The organism is Pelagibacterium nitratireducens, from assembly GCF_037044555.1.
Lineage (GTDB): Bacteria > Pseudomonadota > Alphaproteobacteria > Rhizobiales > Devosiaceae > Pelagibacterium > Pelagibacterium nitratireducens.
Genome location: NZ_CP146275.1, coordinates 2,459,439 through 2,478,703, shown reverse-complemented (window position 1 = coordinate 2,478,703; position 19,265 = coordinate 2,459,439). Strand labels below are relative to the sequence as shown.

The window sequence follows — 19,265 nt, the reverse complement described above, 5'->3', positions numbered from 1 at the left end:
TTAAGCAAGAAAGACATTGAATGCAGGCATGAAACGCGGAACCCGCCACTCGGTTCCGTAACCGGCGATTAACCGACTGGCGGCGTTCAGTGTGAAATCCGCAAATTCACCAACAGGATTCATTCTTGTTTCAGGGGTGCGCCCCATGATGCCCGACCAGTTTTGGGGACGGTTTGGGGGACGAGTGGATGCCGGATGGCAAGGGGATGAGCAATACGCATGCGGTGGATGCGGCTCTGGAGTCCATGCCCTATGGGTTGTGCGTCTGGAGCGAAAATCTGACGCTCGAATTGTTCAATTCCCGCTACGCCTGGACATTCGGTCTGCCACCCGACGCGCTTGCAGCGGGCATGACGCTCCGCGATTGCTGCCGTGCAGTAATCGATGCCGGAAATTATTTCGGCTACAGCGTCGACGAGCTCCACGAAGCGATGCTGGGCCGATTCGAACGGCAAAAGCGTCGCGAGACACCGATTCAATATGAGCAGCATCTTCGTGATCGTACGATCCGCACCACCTATACTGGTCGGCATGGGACGGGCTGGATGGTCACTCACGAGGACATCACCGATGCGCACGATCATCTGACGGCACTTTCCAAACGTGAAGCCGATCTGGCCCGACAGGCGGTTCGCTTCGAAACCGCCGTCGACAATATGGCCCACGGGCTGTGCATGATCGATGCAGATCACAAGCTGGTTATCTGCAACGCCAATTACGCAATGCTTTATGATCTTCCCCAGGGCCTGCAACAGCCCGGAACCTTGCTGACAGACATTCTCGATTATCGCTTCGAGAACGGCATGCGTCCCAAGGATGGGCCCATGGCCTTTCTTCAGCGTCGCGTGCAAACGATTACTGATCGAAAGCGCAGCGTGGATATTTGCGAGTTCGAGAATGGCCAGATCATTTCGCTGGTGCATCAGCCAATGGAAGATGGTGGCTGGGTCGAAACCCATCAGGACATCACCGAGCAGCGGCGGTCCGAGGCACGCATTCACCACTTGGCCCGCCACGATGCCTTGACCGATCTGCCCAATCGCACGCTGTTTGCCGAAGAAATGGCTATGGCGGAATCCCGCATACGTCGCGGTGAAACCATGGCAGTGCTGTGCTTCGACCTCGACCACTTCAAGATCATCAACGATACGCTCGGACACGGCGTGGGCGATGCGGTTCTCAAGGAAGTCGCGATACGGATCAACCACGCAAAGCGGGAACATGAATGCGCGGCCCGGCTGGGTGGCGATGAATTCTCCATGCTGGCCGGCCCGCTCAAGAGCCCAAACGATGCCGCCGCTCTCGCCGAGCGCCTGATTGCTTCGATCGGCCAGCCCATGGAAATAGAGGGGCATCGTGTCATTATAGGCACGTCGATCGGCATTGCGGTCGCACCCACCGATGGCGCGGATGGCGAGACGCTGATGAAAAATGCCGACCTCGCCCTGTATCGTGCCAAGAGCGATGGCCGAGGCAACTATCGCTTTTTCGAAAAGGGCATGGACGCGGCCATGCAACATCGTCGCGCCATCGAAAGCGGACTGAAGCTGGGGCTGACCCGCGACGAATTCAGGCTGGTTTTCCAGCCGCTCATGGACTTGGAGAGCAACCGGATTTCATGCATGGAAGCCCTGTTGCGCTGGGAGCATTCGGAGATGGGCTTCATCTCGCCGGTCGAATTCATCCCCGTGGCCGAGGAGATCGGATTCATCGTGCAATTGGGAGAATGGGTGCTCAAGCAGGCATGCCTGACAGCGGCCACCTGGCCCGCCAATATCCGTGTCGCAGTCAATCTTTCGTCGGTGCAATTCAAAAGCCATCGGCTGCTGGAATGCGTGCAGCGCGCACTGGAAGAAGCGGGCCTGCCTGCAAGCCGCCTCGAACTTGAGATAACGGAATCCGTGCTGCTCAGCGATTCCGATCAGACCCTGGAAACCCTCCACGCCCTGCGCGCCATGGGTATCCGCATTTCAATGGACGATTTCGGAACTGGCTATTCCTCGCTTTCATACCTGCGCGCCTTTCCATTCGACAAGATCAAGATCGACCGCTCTTTCATCGAAGACGTCGGATCCACCGACGCCAACTTCGAGATCATCAAGGCCGTTATCGCTTTGGGGCGCAGTCTGGGCATGGCAACGACAGCCGAGGGCGTCGAAACCGAAGCCCAACTCGATGCTGTTCGCTCGCACGGATGTGACGAGATTCAGGGCTTCCTGTTCTCAAGGCCCCTCCCGGCAAGAGATGCGCTAGAGTTGATCACGCGGCTCACTCCCAGGAAGACTGAGCCAAAACTGAGCGCGACCAGCTAGCCTATCTCGGAACCGTTCCCGCAAACCGATCCATTGCGAAAGGGGTGATGTCGATTGCCGGTTTTTCCCCCGTCATGGCTTGGGCCAGCAGGTGCCCGGTGGCCGGGCCCAGCGTAAAGCCGTGGTGGGCGTGGCCTATACCCACCCACAGGCCACGATGCTTTGGCGCTGGCCCGATGATCGGCATCATGTCGGGGGTGCAGGGGCGGGCCCCTTTCCAGGGTTGCGGATCGAGCCGCTCACCGAGCGGGAAAAGTGCCCGTGCCTTGGCTTCGGCGCGGCCAAGCTGGATGGGGGTAGGCGCTGCATCGCGCAGCGCAAACTCGGCCCCGGTGGTAAGACGGACCCCTTTTTCCATCGGCGCCAGGCAATACCCGATTTCCGCATCGATAAGCCAGTTGTTCAGGATCGCACCATCCTGGGTGCCGTAATGCATGTGGTAGCCGCGCTTGACAAACAGCGGCAGCCGATACCCGAGCGGCTCGAGAACTTCGGGCGCCCAGGGGCCAAGTGTGACAACGACTTCGGGCGCGCTATGACGGGTATCTGCGACCGTAACGGACCAGTTGTTGCCGTCCTGTTCGAGTCCCGACGCCTCTCCGCCAAGAAACTGGCCGCCCATCGATTTGTACAATTCGAAATACTTGGCAACCAGAGCGCCCGGATTGCGGATTGTCCATGGATCGGTCCAGTGGATCGCCCCCGCAAGCCGCTCCGTAAAGTCAGGCTCTATCCGGGCCATTTCGGTGCCATCGACCACCTTGTGATTGATGCCATAGAGCTCGAGATCCTTTTTTGCCTTTGCCGCCTCGGCCTTGAGTTTCTCGTCGGTCCTGAACGCCAGATACCAACCCTTCCTGATGACCAGGTCCTCGGCGCCAGAGGCTGTGATGAGGTCGGAATGTTCCTCGATCGACCGGGCGATCAGAGGTGCGTAACTCCTGACCACATGGCTGTAGTGACCGGGTGACGATTTCCACCAATAGCGCATAAGGGCAGGCGTGACGCGGGGCAGGGCAAACGGATCGTAGCGTGCGGCGGTCGAAAGGTGCAGCCCCACCTGCATCAATGTTGCCAGATCGCGCGGGAAGGCGTGAGGACGAACCCCCTCGCGCTGGATGATGCCGGCATTGCCGAACGAGGTTTCCCGGCCCGGCTCGCTCTTGTCGATGAGCAACACGCTTCGACCGCGCCGAAGCAGGTGAATTGCGGTCGATACGCCGACGATACCGGCGCCGATGACGATGACGTCCTGAGCCATGGTCAGACTTTCCAGAGCTTGTGTTTGATGACCTGCGCGGCGCGGGTCATTCCAATTATTGGGAATTGCCGCCGGTCGCAGCCGCCTTTTCCTCATCCCACCACCAGACATCGGGAAAACCGATTGAGAATTCGGGCAGGGTTTGGGGATGGCTGAACCGATCCCAGCGTGCCGTGCGGGCATAGGTGATCGTATAGCTGGGCACCACGTTGTTCATCGCCAGCAAGACCCGGTCAAGGGCATGGGTGGCTGCAACCAGGGTTTCGCGGTCCGGCGCCAGAACGATTCTGTCGATCAGCGCGTCGACACCCGGATCGGAGATGCCCGCATAGTTGCGCGAACCGAGTTCATCGACCGATGAAGAGCCCCAGAAATAGCGCTGCTCATTTCCGGGAGAGAGCGATTGCGCCCAGCGCGTATAGATCACGTCATAATCGAACGAGCGCACGAGATTTGTGTATTGAGGCGTATCGACGACCCGCAGGGTCACATTGGCGCCGATCGCGTTTAGATTTTCGGCCCAGTGCAAGGCCACCGGTTCGATGGTGTTGTCGTAAGAGAGAATTTCGAAGCTGAACTGCTCGCCATTGGCATCGACCAACTGCGTCCCATCGAGCGTGTATCCTGCCTCATTGAACAGCCTCAGCGCTTCCTGCAAATTGTCGCGAAGAGCTTGCTCGGTGCCCCCTGTGGGATTGGTAAAGCGCGCATCGAACACCGAGGCTGGAATGAGGTCCCGCACCTCCTCGAGAATTTCAAGCTCGAGACCTGCTGGCGGGCCGTCAGGTGCGGCGAGGTCAGTGCCGAAGAAATAGGAATCGATGCGCTGATACTGCTCGTAAAACAGCGTCCGGTTCAATTCCTGGAAATCGAAAGCGTAATTGAGCGCCTCACGAACCCGCGGGTCCTGAAATTTCTCCCGGCGCTGATTGGGCACGAAGCCCCACATCACGCCGGAGGCATTGTATCCGTTTTCGAAGGTCTCGAGCACGACACGCTCGTCATTGACGGCCGGGAAGTCATAGCCCGTGGCCCAGCGCCGCGCGATATTTTCGGTCCACCAGTCGAACTCATCGGCCTTGAAGGCTTCGAACATGACTGTTGTGTCGCGGAAGTATTCAATGCGGTACTCGTCGAAATTGGACATTCCCACATTGACCGGTTCATCTGCGCCCCAATAGTCGGGATCGCGCGTGAAGGTCACCGTCCTGCCGGCATCGAAGCTGGAGAGGGCATAGGAGCCAGATCCCATTGGCAATTCGAGAGTTGAGGCGCCGATGTCGCGGGGCTCGCCCTGCGCATTCTCCCCCTCCCACCAATGCCTGGGCAGCACCAGAAGTTGCCCCATGATGTAAGGCAACTCGCGGTTGCCAGTCTCGCTGAAATAGAACGTGATCTCGCTTTCGCCGGTGATCTCGGCATCGTCGACCGAGGCGTAATATTCCGAATAGATGGGAGAAATCTCCACCACCTGCTCAAAGCTCCAGAGCACATCTTCGGCCGTGACGGGTTCGCCGTCCTGCCAGTGCGCGCGCGGATTGAGCCGAAAGGTTACGGAAGAAAAATCCTCAGGATAGCGCAAGGCTTCTGCCAGCAATCCGTAGGAAACCGAGCTCTCATCTGAACTGGGCGTCATGAGTGTCTCGTAGACGAGCCCCAGTCCGGTGGCCGCCTCCCCCTGCGACAGAATTGGATTGAAGGTATCGAACCCGCCAAGGGCTGAAAGCCGGACCGTTCCGCCCTTGGGCGCATCGGGATTGACGTAGTCGAACATCTCGAAGCCGGCTTCGTATTTGGGTGTGCCATCGAGAGCGACGGCGTGCACCCAGCCCTCTTCCTCCTGTGCAAATGCCGTGGTCGAAAGCGGCAAGACGGCGAGTAGCGCAGCGGCAACAACAAAGGTCTTCATGGCTTTGATCCCCTCTCAAGGCGAAGGTGGTTTCCTGTCGATCTTAGTGTGCTTTGTCCAAAAGTGGATACCACTTTTGCGGGAGCGGGCCATGCGCGGCGCAAGTTTCATGCGTCACGGCGATGGCGGCCGCGATAATATTTCATTGGATGGCCACATCGAGTGCGGCCGCCAGCAGCGTACGCGTGTAGGGGTGCTCGGGCGCGGCAAACAATGTCTCGGTTTCAGCCCGTTCCACGATCTTTCCATCCTGCATCACGATGATCGCGTTGGCGATCGCCCGCACAACCTTCAGATTGTGCGAAATAAAAACATAGGTCAGCCCATGCTGCGCCTGCAGGTCGCGCAGGAGCTTGACGATTTGCGCCTGAACGCTCATGTCGAGCGCCGATGTCGGCTCGTCCAATACGATGAATTTGGGCTCGAGGATCAGCGCTCGGGCAATGGCGACCCGTTGGCGCTGCCCGCCGGAAAATTCGTGCGGATAGCGATGCCGCATTTCCGGCTCCAGCCCGACTTCGGTCAGCACAGCCTTGACCTTCTCGTCCCGCTCCCGCGCCTTGATGTGTGGGAAATGGACGGCCAGGCCTTCGGCGATGATGTCGCCAACACTCATGCGCGGCGAAAGCGAGCCGTAGGGATCCTGAAAGACCACCTGCATATCGGCGCGATAGTCCCGCATTGCACGCGACTTCTTTCCTGCGATGTCGTCGCCCAGGAAAACGATCCTTCCCTCCGATGAAATCAGGCGGAGCATGGCGAGCCCCAGCGTGGTTTTTCCTGATCCGGACTCTCCCACCACGCCAAGCGTTTCGCCACGCCTGACGATCAGATCGACCCCGTCGACGGCCTTGATATGGCCGACGGTCCGCTTGAACAGCCCGCGCTTTACGGGAAACCAGACCTTGAGGTCACTCACTGCCATAACCGGCTTGCCAATCATGGCGACACCTGGCTCCATGCCGGATAATTCGGACGAAAGCAGGTGTTTGGTATAGGCATGCTGGGGCTGGGCAAACAGCGTTTCGGTATCGGCTCTCTCGACGATTTCGCCATTTTGCATCACGCAGACCTTGTCGGCCATCCGGCGCACGATCCCGAGGTCGTGGGTGATGAACAGCATGGCCATGCCCATCCGCCGTTGCACCGATTTGAGCAGATCGAGAATTTGTGCCTGCACTGTTACATCGAGCGCGGTTGTCGGTTCATCGGCAATAAGCAAGGCGGGTTCGCAAGCCAGCGCCATGGCAATCATCACTCTCTGGCGCTGGCCACCCGATAGCTGATGCGGGAAAGACGCGAGGCGCGTTTGAGGCTCAGGAATGCCCACAGCATCAAGGAGTTCCAGCACGCGTTTGCGTGCTGCGCTCCGACCCAGCCCTTGATGCACGGACAGCACTTCGCTGACCTGTCGCTCGATGGTGTGGAGCGGATTGAGCGAACTCATCGGCTCCTGGTAAATCATCGAAATCTCATTGCCACGCACGGTGCGGAGCATCTTGTCGCCCGCCGTAAGCAGATCGGTGTCCTTGAACAGAATCTGGCCCTTGGGATGGGACGCTGAAGGGTAGGGCAGCAGCCGCAACACCGACAATGCGGTTACCGATTTGCCCGACCCCGATTCCCCAACCAGTGCCAGCGTTTCCCCCGGTGCGATGTCGAAGCTGACGTCCCGCACGGCATCGATCCGCCTTTCCCCCAACTGGAAGGAAACATCGAGATTGCGGATGGAAAGCATCGGATCGGTCATGCCATCACCCGAACGTCTTGCGTGGATCGAAAGCGTCGCGCACCGCTTCTCCGGCAAAGACCAGAAGACTCAGCATCACCGAAATCACCGCGAACCCGGTCAATCCAAGCCAGGGCGCCTGAAGGTTGTTCTTGCCCTGCGCCAGAAGTTCCCCAAGCGAGGGAGAGCCCGGGGGCAGACCGAACCCCAGAAAATCGAGCGCCGTCAGTGTCGTGATCGATCCGCCAAGAATGAAGGGCACGAAGGTAACGGTTGCGACCATAGCATTGGGCAAGAGGTGCCGGAACATGATCGTCCGATTGCCTACCCCCAACGCACGGGCGGCGTTGACATATTCGAAGTTTCGCCCGCGCAGGAATTCCGCACGCACCACCCCGACCAGGGCAACCCAGGAAAACAGCAGCAGGATGATGAGCAGCACCCAGAAGCTCGGGGCGATGACACTCGAAATGATGAGCAGCAGGTAGAGCGAGGGGATCGAGGTCCAGATTTCGATAAAGCGCTGAAACAGCAAATCCGTCCAGCCGCCGAAATAGCCCTGCACCGCTCCCGCCACGATCCCGACCACCGAAGACAGGATGGTCAGCGTCAGCCCGAACAGCACCGAAATGCGGAACCCGTAAATCAGCCGCGCCAGCACATCGCGCCCCTGATCGTCAGTGCCCAGAACGTGCATGTTGCCGAAAATACACCCCGGATCGTCAACGCCTTGACGATAGCGCGCGCAGTTTTCCTCTTCGCTCATCAGCCAGCTCGGTGGCGTTGGCGCTGGACCGGGCAGGGCGGTATCGACCGTACGATGGGAAAACCGGAACAGCGGCCAGAGCGCCCACCCGTTCTCTTCGATCTCGTTCTGGATCACCGAAGATCGATATTGCGTCACCGCCAGAAACCCGCCGAATTTGCTTTCGGGATAATCGATCACCACAGGAAATAGCAGTTCGCCCTGATAGGAGATGAGCAGCGGCTTGTCGTTGCTGATGGCTTCGGCAAAAAGGGTGGCGATCACAAGGATCAGGAATATCCAGAACGAGATATATCCGCGCCTGTTGCGACGGAAATTGGCAAGCCTACGCTGGTTTATCGACGAGATGGCCAAGCTCAAACCTCTCGCGACTCGAAATCGATGCGCGGGTCGATCCACATATAGGTGAGATCGGAAATCAGGCCCAGAACCAGGCCCACAAGCGAGAAGATGTAGAGTGTGGCAAAGATCACCGGATAGTCACGCGTCACGACCGACTGAAAGCCGAGTAGGCCGAGGCCGTCGAGCGAGAAGATCGTCTCGATCAGCAGCGACCCGCCAAAGAACGCGCCCACGAATGCCCCGGGAAAGCCGGCAATCACGATCAGCATCGCATTGCGGAAAACATGGCCATAGAGCACCCGGTTCTCGGTCAGACCCTTGGCACGGGCTGTCACGACGTATTGCTTGCGGATCTCATCGAGAAACGAATTCTTGACCAGCAGGGTCGATGTCGCAAAGGCCCCCACGGCCATCGCCGCGATGGGCAGGACGAGATGCCAGGCATAGTCGAGGATCTGCTGATACCAGGGCATCGATGCAAATCCTGATGAAGTCAGTCCCCGCAATGGAAAGAGCGACCAGAAGCTCCCGCCAGCGAACAGTACGATCAGAAGAATGGCGAACAAAAAGCCTGGAATGGCGTAGCCGATAATGACCACGCCCGAGGTCCAGACATCGAAACGCGACCCGTCCCGTACCGCCTTGGCAATCCCCAGCGGTATGGAGATGCCGTACGAAATCAGCATCATCCAGAACCCGAGCGAAATCGACACTGGCATCTTTTCGACCACCAGATCGATCACCGAAATGTCCCGGTAGTACGACTCCCCGAAATCGAACCGCAGAAAATCCCAGATCATCGAAAAGAACCGCTCGAGCGGCGGCTTGTCAAAACCATACTGGGCTTCAAGTTGTGCAATGAAGTCCGGCGGAAGGCCGCGTGCGCCGCGATATACGCCTTGCGGCTCACTGTCCGAACTGCTGGCCGCGCTGTTGTCGAGACCACTCTGACCGGAAAAATCGCCCTGCGCCGTTCCGGTAATGCGCGACAGTGCGGAAACGTCAGTTCCCGAGTATTGCGCAATCGCCTGTTCCACCGGCCCGCCCGGTGCAAACTGGATGACGAGAAACGACACCACCATGATCCCGAATACCGTCGGTATCATCAAAAGCAGGCGTCGCAGGATATAGGCGGCCATAGGCGGTCCAGGTCAGCGAGTCAGATGCCCGACCATGTCGGTTTTGTTACCGATGGCCAAGTGCTTTGTGTGCCGGGTGCGGTCACGACTTCGCGGTTATCCTCCCACGAGCCCATTCTCGATGGCGTAGCGCGTCAGCCCGGCGGTGGTGGCAATGCCGAGCTTTTTCTTGATGTTCTTGCGGTGCGTTTCGACCGTCCGGGCAGAAATATCGAGGGTTGCCGCCACGTCCTTGTTGGATTTTCCCGCCGCAATCAGCAGCAGGATCGCCTGTTCGCGAGTCGTCAGCGCCTTGCTCTTTTGGGCTTTGTCGCCGCGCTCGAGCAACACATCGGAGACGCCGGTAGAAAAAAACGTTCCGCCCGCCGCCACAGTCTCTATGGCTTCGATGATCTCCTCGGTCGAAACGTCCTTGAGGATGTAGCCCGAGGCGCCATACATCACCGATGTCGAGATGTACTCGCGGCTGTCATGCATCGAAAGCATCAACAATTTGGTCGCCGCGGATTGTTCCTTGAACAACTCTATCGCGTCCAGACCGTTGAGCTCGGGCATGTTGATGTCCATGAGAACCACGTCCGGTTCGTCCTTGCGAGCGATGTCGAGGGCGGCGCGTGCACTGAGCGCAGCGCCCACCACGTCGATATGGTCGTAAGTTTCCAGAATGGCCTTGAGCCCGTCGAGCACCAGGGGGTGATTGTCGACGAGGAGGACCTTGATGGGTTTGGGAACGCTCATGCGACCTCGGCAAGCTTTGACTGGCGGATGAACACGGATTTGGGAAGAGTGGCCCTGAGCGTCGTGCCGTTGGGGGAGGGTTCTACCAGCATTGTGCCGCCGAAATGCGCCATGCGCTCCGCCATGTTGCGCAGGCCCAATCCGCGTTTTGTGCCCGTATCGCGCGAAAAGCCCTTGCCGTTGTCGACAATGACCATCTGGACACGACCGTGAGGGCTCGACAGGGCGAGCGTGACTTCGCTGGCGTTGGCATGGCGGTCGATATTGTTCAGCGCCTCCTGGGCCACACGATAAAGTGCTGTACGGGCCTCGGGCAGAAGCATGTTCTTGAACGCAACAGCCTCGAGCGTGACCTTGATCCCCGTGCGCTCGGCGAAATTGTGTGTCAGAGCCTCGAGCGCCGCTGAAAGCCCCAGATCGTCGAGGGCGCCTGGACGCAGATCGTGACTGAGACGCCGTACTTCCTTGATCGCCCCGTTGAGCGCATCGGCGCCCTTGCCGATGGCGTCCGAGGCACCGTCGGCGCCATTCTCCACCTTTCGCCTCGCCAGGTCGATGGCGTAGCGCACACCGATCAGGATTTGCGAGATGCCGTCATGAAGCTCGCGCGCGATGCGGGTGCGCTCCTCTTCCTGCGTATCGATGACGCGCTGGGTCAATTCCTTGAGCTTGCTGTCCGCCAACCTGCGTTCGTGGAGGTTGAGCACCATCCAGCTCCCGAACACCAGCAGCACCGCAGGGACCGCGATAAGGACGATCGTAAAGAAGGTTGAATTGATCGTGTTGCGGAGGTCTTCGTGGGCGGCGGCGGTCTGGGCGAAGACATCGTCGAGATAGACGCCGGTGCCCAGCATCCATTCCCATTTATCCAGGCCAACGGCAAAAGAGACCTTCTCGGCAATGGTTCCGGCCGACGGTTTTTCCCACAGATAGGAATGGAGCCCTCCGCCCTCCTTGGCCTTTTCGATCAGATTGTAGATCACCCGATCGCCATTGGGGTCGGTCAGGTTCAGCCAGTTCTGGCCGGGCCGGTATGTCTGCCTGGGGTGAACGATATTTACGCCGTCATAGTCATAAACGAAAAAGTATCCGTCCTCGCCGTAATCGAGCGCGTTGAGGATGGCCTTGACCTGGGACTTTGCCGCTTCATCGTCCGGCTCCGCGTCGTGATAAATGCCATCGATTGCCGACAATGCCATGTTGGTCAGGTTAAGCAGCTCGTCCTGTTTGGCCTGGACCATATTGCGCTCGAACGTATCAATGCTCGCGCGCGCCAGGCTGGCCGACTGCCATGTCACCAGCCAGGTTATGGCAACGATGGCAAGGATCAGCGGAACGATGGCGAGCGCCAGAATCTGGTGCCTGAACTGCATTGGTAAAACTCTCCTCCAACCGGATCGTTGGCCGGCCACGGGCGATTGTAGCCGATAGCGCGCGCGTCCATTATCATCTACTGCGTAAAACTGGGTAGCCTTTGTGAATAAAGCAGGTACCCTGAGGAACCGGGCCCTCGACGGAGGCAGGCAAATGCAGTCTTTTTTGCCCTGCGCTTCGAAGATGCGCTCGAAAAAACGGTGGCAGCTCTCGAAGTGCAGCCTTTTAACCGTTTCTATCCGGTGCAAAATGCACCATTGGGAGGATTTTATGGAAAGACGCGACTTCTTCAAGAAGGCCGGCGCGGCGACCGCAGGTGTCGCAGCGGCAGCCACAACGCTGGCTGCGCCGGCCATCGCTCAAGGCAATATCACCTGGCGTATGGTCACCACCTGGCCCAAAAATTTCCCTGGCCTGGGCGTTGGCGCGCAGCGCCTCGCCGATCGGATCACCGCCGCTTCGGGTGGGCGTCTGTCGATTCAGGTCTTTGCTGCTGGTGAAATGGTTCCGGGTCTTCAGGCGCTCGATGCCGTCATCGACGGTTCGGCGGAGATGAGCCACGGCGCCGCCTACTACTGGCAGAACAAGAGCCAGGGCCTGTCGTTTTTCACTGGCGTTCCCTACGGCATGACCAACCGCGAACTCGCCGCATGGGTTCGCCACATGGGCGGCCAGGAAATCTGGGACGACATCTACGACCAGTTCGGCGTTCAGGGCTTTCTCTCGGGTGACACCGGTACACAGGCCGGCGGCTGGTTCCGCAACGAGTTGACCGGCGTCGCCGACGTCCAGGGGCTGCGTTTCCGCACTCCCGGCCTCGGTGGCCAGGTCTGGGAAAAGCTTGGCGCCTCGGTTACCAATCTGGCTGCCGGCGACATCTTCGCCGCACTGCAGAACGGTACGCTCGATGCGGCCGAATTCGTTGGCCCCTATAACGATCTTGCGCTTGGCTTCTACCAGATCGCCAAGAACTATTACTTCCCCAGCTTTATCGAGCCGGGACTGGCGACCGAGCTGGTGGTCGACAAGGCCAAGTATCAGGAACTGCCGCAGGATCTGCAGGAACTCGTCAAGTTCGTCTGTCAGGCCGAATATGACGAAGTCGCATCCGACTTCGCCGCCAACGACCCGCGCGCCCTTCAGACGCTGGTCAACGACCACGGCGTTACGGTGCGCCAGTTCCCTGAGGAAATCATGGAAGCCGGCGCTGTCGCGGCCAAGGAGATCCTTACCGACATCCGTGACAATGGCGACGAGCTCACCAAGCGCGTTGCAGAAAGCTATGTCGAGGCCTTCAACATCGTCCGCCAGAAGACCGACGGCACCGACTCGCTCTTCCTGCGGGCCCGCGAGCAGTATTTTACGCTCGACTGATCCCCTCTATAGCCTCAAGCATCAGGGTCCGGACCTCGGTTCGGACCCTTTTTTGTCGGCGCGCTCCAGAGATGCGGATGCTGCCAAAACGAAGGGCCCGCCGACTGTGTCGACGGGCCCTTGGACTCGATCGGTTCGCCCCAATCAGTTGACTGACGGCAACCATGTAATCAACTGCGGGAAAATGAACAGCAAGGCTATCGCCAAAATTTGCAGCCCCACGAAGGGAAGTGCACCGCGATAGATCATGCCGGTCGTCACCCTGCTTGGCGCGACCCCCCGCAAGTAGAATAGAGAGAACCCGAAAGGCGGCGTCATGAAGCTGGTCTGCAGGTTCACGCCCACCATCACACCGAGCCAGATCGGATCTATGCCGAGCGCCAGAAGGATCGGCGCAGTGATCGGTATGATGATGAAGATGATCTCGAACGTGTCGAGAATGAACCCGAGCACGAACATGATAAGCATGACAACGATCATCGCCCCGATGGCTCCGCCCGGAAGATTGGCCAGGAACTCGTGCACAAGATTGTCGCCGCCCATGACGCGGAACACGATGGAGAAGACTGAAGCGCCAAACAGGATAATGAAGATCATCGAGGTGATTGTTGCCGTAGCCATGGCGGCATCGCGCAAAACCCTGAATGAAAGCCGCCAGCGCAACGCAGCCAGAATCGTTGCGCCCACAGCCCCCACCGAGCCTGCCTCGGTCGGCGTGGCTATGCCGGTGAGGATGGAGCCGAGCACCAGAAGAATGAGAAGCAGGGGCGGGACCAGCGCAACGACCACATCCTTGACGATGCCCTTGCGGTCTTCCTCGGTCATGGGAGTTGCCGGGCAACTTTCCGGTTCGGTGATTGCCTTGTAGATCATAAAGCAGATGTAGAGCCCGACCAGCATCAGGCCGGGAATGAACGCGCCGGCGAAGAGGTCGCCCACGGTTACGGGCACGGGCGCAAAGTTGCCCTGCTCCATCTGCACCTGCGCATTGATCGATGAGAGCATGTCGCCCATGAAGATCAATACCGTCGAGGGCGGAATGATCTGTCCCAGCGTGCCGGACGCGCAGATCACACCCGAAGCAAGCTTGGGGTCATATTTCGCCCGAAGCATGGCCGGCAGCGATATGAGCCCCATGGTGACCACTGTTGCCCCCACGACACCGGTGGAGGCCGCCAGCAATGCGCCCACGACAATGACCGAAATGCCGAGCCCGCCGCGAAGACGGCCAAACAGCTTGCCCATGGTCAGCAGTAGCTGCTCGGCAATCTTGGACTTCTCAAGCATCACGCCCATGAAGATAAACAGCGGTACCGCCACCAGCACTTCATTGGTCATGTAGCCGATATAACGGCCCATGAGGTTACCCATGTTCGAGAAGTCGAACACGCCGAAGAAATACCCGATCACGCCAAAGATCAGCGATGTGCCCGCCAGCGTGAAGGCCACTGGAAAGCCCAGCAGCAGAAAGCCGATGACGCCGAAAAAGAGGAGGCCCGCGAGAACCTCACCAATCAGAATGCTAGACAACTGGCGTCTCCTCGTCGGTCTCGACCTTGTAGCGGTACAGCGGAGGAAGCAGGTCTTCCTTGTCGGCGAGCACCAGGATGGCGCGCGCGACCATCGCTACTCCTTGCAAACCGACCAGAGCGGCAAAAACCAGAATGAAAGTCTTGAGAACAAACAGTCCCGGCATACCACCGATGTTCTGGGATGCCTCGAAAAAGCTCCAGGAGCGCATCACATAGATCCAGCCCCAGTTCCAGACGACGTACATGAACGGAAGCAGGAAGATGACGACACCGACGATGTCGAGCAGGGCCTTCCGTTTGGTCGAGGCCGGCCGGTAGAAGATATCCACCCTGACGTGATCGTCACGGAACAGTGCGAACCCGGCAATCGCCGTGAACATCGCACCGCTCAGCCAGACATAAAGGTCCTGCATCCACAGAAAGGTCGTGTTGAAAATGTATCGCTGGACAACCACCGCAAAACAGATGGCGACAACGCCAACCGCCAGCCATGAAACGACGGTGCCGACGAGCCGGTTCAAGCCACCAATGGCCTGAACAGCTAAAGCGAGCGCGCGCATTTCGCTCCTCCTCCCACGGAAGGGTTTTGTTTTTATCGATAGTACCGCTAGTTCGCGTGCAGGCAAACAGCAAGCAATCGCCGAACCGGATTCGCAAAAACGGTACTTTTGCCCGTAAAACTGGGTAGCAAGGTCAGACGACACCCCGGCGGCGAAGCAGGGAGGCGAGAGCGGTTGCTGCGAGGGCCCATGCTGCCCCCAGCGCCCAACCGGCGACAACGTCGCTCGGGTAGTGAACGCCCAGAAGGACACGGGAGGTGCCGACCAGTATCGTCAGAACGATGGCGACGCCGTAAAAGAATATCTTTTCCCGCCATCGCTCCGATAATCGCGCCAGCAGCGCGCCGAGCGTGAGATAGGTTACGGCGGAGATCATCGAGTGCCCGCTGGGAAAACTGGCCGACAATTCCCCCGCCACCGCCGAGAATTCTGGCCTGGGCCGGTCGAAAAATTCCTTGAGCAGATCGGAAAGCAACGCGCCGCTGATGACCGCGCCGGCAACGAGGACCGCCGCAGCCGCACGGCGTGTGAGCAGCAGATAGATCACGACGCTGGAAACGACGATCGTCAGAACCGAGAAGCTGCCGAGTGCAGTGATATCGCGCACGGCCTCCTGAAACTGGAATGACCCGATCATCTGGTTGGGGTCGCCCGGAACCCTGAATATCTCGAGAATGGCGATGTCGATCTCGTGGGTTTCTCCATCACTCACTTCATCGGCGACTTCGAGAAACGCAAAGACCAGAGCGGCGGCAATGCCGATGGCGATCAATACCGCCTGCTCGGCGAAAACGAAATCGCGCAAGCGCTTAAGCCGGCTGGATGAGAAGTGCTGCTTGAAAAATCCGGGCAACATGGAATCTCCGAAGGGCGGTTGAATGGCCATAAGGGCGTGGCAGCGGTACCGAATTTTTCCGGTCGATCACAGTAAAAACCGGTATTTTAACGATTTGTATAACGCCGGTTGCACGAAGAGCGGGGTAGGGCATAATCACTGCGGGGGCTCCGACAACGACCGAGAGGTTTGTGCGTAGCGTGTCCGAAATCTGGCAACCCCTCATTGCCAACCTGGCGGTCGTCGCCCTGTTTTCCTCCATTTGGTCTCTGGCGTCCGATTGGCTGGACAAGCAGCGTTGGATCATTCGCAAGCTGTGCATCGGACTTCTGGTCGGCAGCGCAGCCGTTTCCACGATGCTTTTGACCGTCGAGATCGTGCCGGGCGTAGTTTACGACCTCAGGACCTGCGTTGTGGCGGTCGGTGCGTTCTTTAGCGGCCCGGTTGTGGCCATCATTGCCATTCTCATGTCCGGAGCGTTCCGACTGCTGGAAGGCGGGGCAGGGGTCGGGCTGGCCTTTTTCCATCTGGGTACCGCCGCTCTTGTGGGACTTGGCGTTCGTTCAGCGGCGCGCTCTCCTTTGCCCAATCCGTTCTGGATCGTGTTGTTGGCCGCCGCCATGGCCCTGCTTTTGCTGCTGGTTGTTTTCCTGCTGACACGGGTTGTCAGCCTGGAGGAGGCCAGAGATCTTGTTGTGCCTGGTACGGTCCTGACGCTTTTGGCAACCCTCATGATGGGGTTCACCATACTTGCCGCCCGCCGGGCCGGCTACGACCGGTCCATTCTGCGGGCCGCCCTCGCTCAGGCCCCTGAATTCCTCTACGTCAAGGACACCGATGGTCGGTTTCTCACGGTCAACGAAGCGGTGGTCCATCACCATGGATATTCCGAGCCGGCGGAAATGATCGGCAGGTCAGATTTCGATACTACCGATCGGGCGCGGGCTGAAGAACTCCATGAGCAGGAACGCGCCATCATGGAGAGCCGGACCGCACTGCTTGATTTTGAGGAAGAGGTGGTCGACAACTCCGGGCAGTGGCGCTGGTACAAAACCTCGAAGGTCCCCCTGACCGGCAAGGATGGCCGGATTGTCGGGCTGGCGGGGATGACCGTCGATACAACGGCTGTTAAAAAACTCGAACGCGAACTGACCGAAAGCCGCGACCGTCTCTCGCTGGCCATGTCCGAAATGAGCGACGGCCTCGCGCTGTTTGATCGCAACGGGTATCTCGTCTTTTGCAACGACCAGTATCGGGACGCGTTTCCGCGGTCGGCGCATGCACGCGTGCCGGGCAGGCACATCAACGAAATCCTGCTCGAATGCGCACGCGCAGGCGAACAGCTCGGTATTCCCGAAGACGATATCGAGGGTTGGGCCGAACGGGTCGGCAGCCTGCTTCGCGTGCCCAATGTGGTGACCGTCGAACTGTTCAATGGCACCTATCTTCAACTGCGCAACCAGCCAGCCAGCAATGATTCCGCAGTTGTCATTGTTACCGATGTGACGGATCTCAAACTGGCAGAACGCGCTCTCCTCGAAGCCAATGCCGATCTGTCCCGGCAGGCATCGACTGACCCACTGACCGGGCTCGCCAATCGGCGGGTGTTCGATGAGGTGCTGGAGCGTGACATGGCGCGGTGCGGACGCGCCGGGACGCCGCTCAGCCTTGTTTTGCTCGATGTGGATCGCTTCAAGCATTTCAACGACGTGTACGGCCATCAGGCTGGCGATCGCTGCCTCATTTTGGTGGCGAACGCCATAAAGACCAGTCTGCTCCGCCCGTCCGACCTTGCCGCGCGGTATGGCGGCGAAGAATTTGCAATCATCCTGCCTGATACCGATCTGACCGGCGCCCGGGCTGTGGCTGAGCGCATTCGCAATGCGATTGCTGAGGCGAGTGCCGACGATCCAGGCGGTGCGGTTACTGCCAGCCTCGGTGTGGCGGAATACGATCTGTCAAAAGGGCCAACGACACCCGAGGGCCTGGTTCGCCGTGCCGATGGCGCCCTTTACTCGGCCAAGGCAGCGGGGCGCAACAAGGTGATGGCGGCGGCAGCTGAATAGACGAACCGGACCGAAACGTTAAGTTTCAGGTTTTTGCTTGCAAGAAAATGCAATCATTATTATCTAGGGAGGCAGTTGATATCTGACCGTCCAGGAAAACCTGCCTATGTCTGCAAGACCCGAAGTCACCGGATTTTTTGAACCGCGCACATTTTCTATCCAGTATGTGGTCGCCGACCCGGAAACCGGGAAGTGCGCCATTATAGATCCGGTTCTCGACTACGATGAAAAATCCGGCTGCACAGGCACCGTTCAGGCCGACAAATTGCTCGCCTTCATCGAGGGCAAGGGGTACGAGCTCGAATGGATACTGGACACCCACCCCCATGCCGATCATTTCTCTGCGGCCCAGTACCTCAAGGAAAAAACTGGCGTAAAAACCGCAATTGGCGAAAAGGTCGTCGATGTCCAGAAGCTCTGGAAGGGTATCTATAACTGGCCCGATTTCAGGGCCGACGGTAGTCAGTGGGACAAGCTGTTCGCCGATGGCGAAGAGTTCACTGTCGGCAACATTTCGGCAAGGGTGATGTTTTCACCGGGACACACATTGGCGTCCATCACCTATGTGATCGGCGATGCCGCTTTTGTTCACGATACGCTGTTCATGCCCGATAGTGGCACGGCCCGGGCCGATTTTCCTGGCGGAAGTTCGCAAGCGCTCTGGAATTCGATCCAGGCCATTCTGGCCCTGCCCGAAGAGACCCGCGTTTTTACTGGCCACGATTACCAGCCCGGTGGCCGTGAACCGCGCTGGGAATCGACGGTAGCAGAGCAGAAGGCCACCAACATTCACATGTCGAAATGCAAGTCCATGGATGCTTTCAAGGCGGTTCGGGACGCTCGCGACAAGACCCTTCCCATGCCAAAACTGATCCTGCACGCCCTGCAGATCAATACCAATGGCGGGCGGCTGCCCGAACCTGAATCGAATGGCAGGCGCTATCTCAAGATCCCGCTCGACGCGTTGGGAGGGGCTCCATGGTGATCGCAACCGGGACACAACAGCTCGCCTCCCAGAGGAGGGTAATAAAGAGCAGGGTCGACGAAGCGACCGCATTTCTCAAGAAACTGGCGAACCGGGACCGTCTGCTCGTTGTATGCGCGCTGGTCGAGGGTGAGCGTAGCGTGCGTGAGCTCGAGGGTCTGCTCGATATCCGGCAGCCCGGCCTTTCCCAGCAACTCGCCGAACTGCGCAGCGCCGGCATGATCGAGGGCCGCAAGGACGGCAAGGCCGTTTTTTACCGGCTGGCCGACCCCAGGGCAAAAGCAATCGTGTCCACCATGTACGACCTGTTCTGCGGGCCGGATGCACAATGATCTTCCTCCCT

15 protein-coding genes are annotated in these 19,265 nt (G+C 58.9%); 5 read left to right on the top strand and 10 right to left on the bottom strand.

Features of this window, described 5'->3' with window-relative positions:
• Positions 1–206: 206 nt before the first annotated feature.
• Positions 207–2,312 carry a putative bifunctional diguanylate cyclase/phosphodiesterase gene (locus V6617_RS12260; RefSeq protein ID WP_338607245.1) on the top strand — a complete coding sequence of 702 codons (2,106 nt, stop codon included), beginning with the start codon at positions 207–209 and terminating at the stop codon, positions 2,310–2,312.
• Position 2,313: 1 nt separating this feature from the next.
• Here V6617_RS12260 and V6617_RS12255 read toward each other — a convergent pair whose 3' ends face one another.
• From V6617_RS12255 to V6617_RS12225, 7 genes are all read right to left on the bottom strand, one after another.
• Positions 2,314–3,573: an FAD-binding oxidoreductase gene (locus V6617_RS12255; protein WP_338607244.1), complete on the bottom strand. Its 1,260-nt coding sequence runs from the start codon at positions 3,571–3,573 to the stop codon at positions 2,314–2,316.
• 55 nt (positions 3,574–3,628) lie between these two features.
• Positions 3,629–5,482 carry an extracellular solute-binding protein gene (locus V6617_RS12250; protein ID WP_338607243.1) on the bottom strand — a complete coding sequence of 618 codons (1,854 nt, stop codon included), beginning with the start codon at positions 5,480–5,482 and terminating at the stop codon, positions 3,629–3,631.
• Positions 5,483–5,624: 142 nt separating this feature from the next.
• Positions 5,625–7,232 carry an ABC transporter ATP-binding protein gene (locus V6617_RS12245; RefSeq protein ID WP_338607242.1) on the bottom strand — a complete coding sequence of 536 codons (1,608 nt, stop codon included), beginning with the start codon at positions 7,230–7,232 and terminating at the stop codon, positions 5,625–5,627.
• A 4-nt stretch (positions 7,233–7,236) separates the two neighbouring features.
• On the bottom strand, positions 7,237–8,331 hold the full coding sequence (locus tag V6617_RS12240; RefSeq protein ID WP_338607241.1) for an ABC transporter permease: 1,095 nt from the start codon (positions 8,329–8,331) through the stop codon (positions 7,237–7,239).
• Positions 8,332–8,333: 2 nt separating this feature from the next.
• Positions 8,334–9,458 (bottom strand): microcin C ABC transporter permease YejB, encoded by a 1,125-nt coding sequence (locus V6617_RS12235; protein WP_338607240.1) that lies wholly within the window; start codon positions 9,456–9,458, stop codon positions 8,334–8,336.
• A 96-nt stretch (positions 9,459–9,554) separates the two neighbouring features.
• Positions 9,555–10,196 carry a response regulator transcription factor gene (locus V6617_RS12230; protein WP_338607239.1) on the bottom strand — a complete coding sequence of 214 codons (642 nt, stop codon included), beginning with the start codon at positions 10,194–10,196 and terminating at the stop codon, positions 9,555–9,557.
• Complete coding sequence (locus V6617_RS12225) at positions 10,193–11,569, bottom strand: cache domain-containing protein (protein WP_338607238.1); 1,377 nt, start codon at positions 11,567–11,569, stop codon at positions 10,193–10,195. The genes V6617_RS12230 and V6617_RS12225 overlap by 4 nt, the downstream gene beginning before the upstream one ends.
• Before the next feature lie 271 nt (positions 11,570–11,840).
• Between V6617_RS12225 and V6617_RS12220 the strand changes: the two genes are divergently transcribed.
• Positions 11,841–12,944 carry a TRAP transporter substrate-binding protein gene (locus tag V6617_RS12220; RefSeq protein ID WP_338607237.1) on the top strand — a complete coding sequence of 368 codons (1,104 nt, stop codon included), beginning with the start codon at positions 11,841–11,843 and terminating at the stop codon, positions 12,942–12,944.
• A 144-nt stretch (positions 12,945–13,088) separates the two neighbouring features.
• On the opposite strand, the gene V6617_RS12215 is transcribed toward V6617_RS12220, so the two are convergent.
• From V6617_RS12215 to V6617_RS12205, 3 genes are all read right to left on the bottom strand, one after another.
• A complete protein-coding gene (locus V6617_RS12215) occupies positions 13,089–14,474 on the bottom strand; it encodes a TRAP transporter large permease subunit (protein WP_338607236.1) in 1,386 nt (461 codons plus the stop codon).
• Positions 14,467–15,036: a TRAP transporter small permease subunit gene (locus V6617_RS12210; RefSeq protein WP_338607235.1), complete on the bottom strand. Its 570-nt coding sequence runs from the start codon at positions 15,034–15,036 to the stop codon at positions 14,467–14,469. Before V6617_RS12210 ends, V6617_RS12215 begins: the two co-directional genes overlap by 8 nt.
• 133 nt (positions 15,037–15,169) lie before the next feature.
• On the bottom strand, positions 15,170–15,892 hold the full coding sequence (locus V6617_RS12205) for a phosphatase PAP2 family protein (RefSeq protein ID WP_338607234.1): 723 nt from the start codon (positions 15,890–15,892) through the stop codon (positions 15,170–15,172).
• Between the two features lie 170 nt (positions 15,893–16,062).
• On the opposite strand from V6617_RS12205, the gene V6617_RS12200 reads away from it, so the two are divergent.
• The 3 genes from V6617_RS12200 to V6617_RS12190 all read left to right on the top strand — a co-directional run bounded on the left by V6617_RS12200 (position 16,063) and on the right by V6617_RS12190 (position 19,254).
• Positions 16,063–17,937 carry a diguanylate cyclase gene (locus V6617_RS12200; RefSeq protein WP_338607233.1) on the top strand — a complete coding sequence of 625 codons (1,875 nt, stop codon included), beginning with the start codon at positions 16,063–16,065 and terminating at the stop codon, positions 17,935–17,937.
• 106 nt (positions 17,938–18,043) lie between these two features.
• The gene (locus tag V6617_RS12195) at positions 18,044–18,922 is read left to right on the top strand and encodes an MBL fold metallo-hydrolase (protein ID WP_338607232.1); all 879 of its coding nucleotides are present in this window, start codon (positions 18,044–18,046) and stop codon (positions 18,920–18,922) included.
• Positions 18,916–19,254: a metalloregulator ArsR/SmtB family transcription factor gene (locus V6617_RS12190; RefSeq protein ID WP_338607231.1), complete on the top strand. Its 339-nt coding sequence runs from the start codon at positions 18,916–18,918 to the stop codon at positions 19,252–19,254. Before V6617_RS12195 ends, V6617_RS12190 begins: the two co-directional genes overlap by 7 nt.
• Positions 19,255–19,265 lie beyond the last annotated feature (11 nt).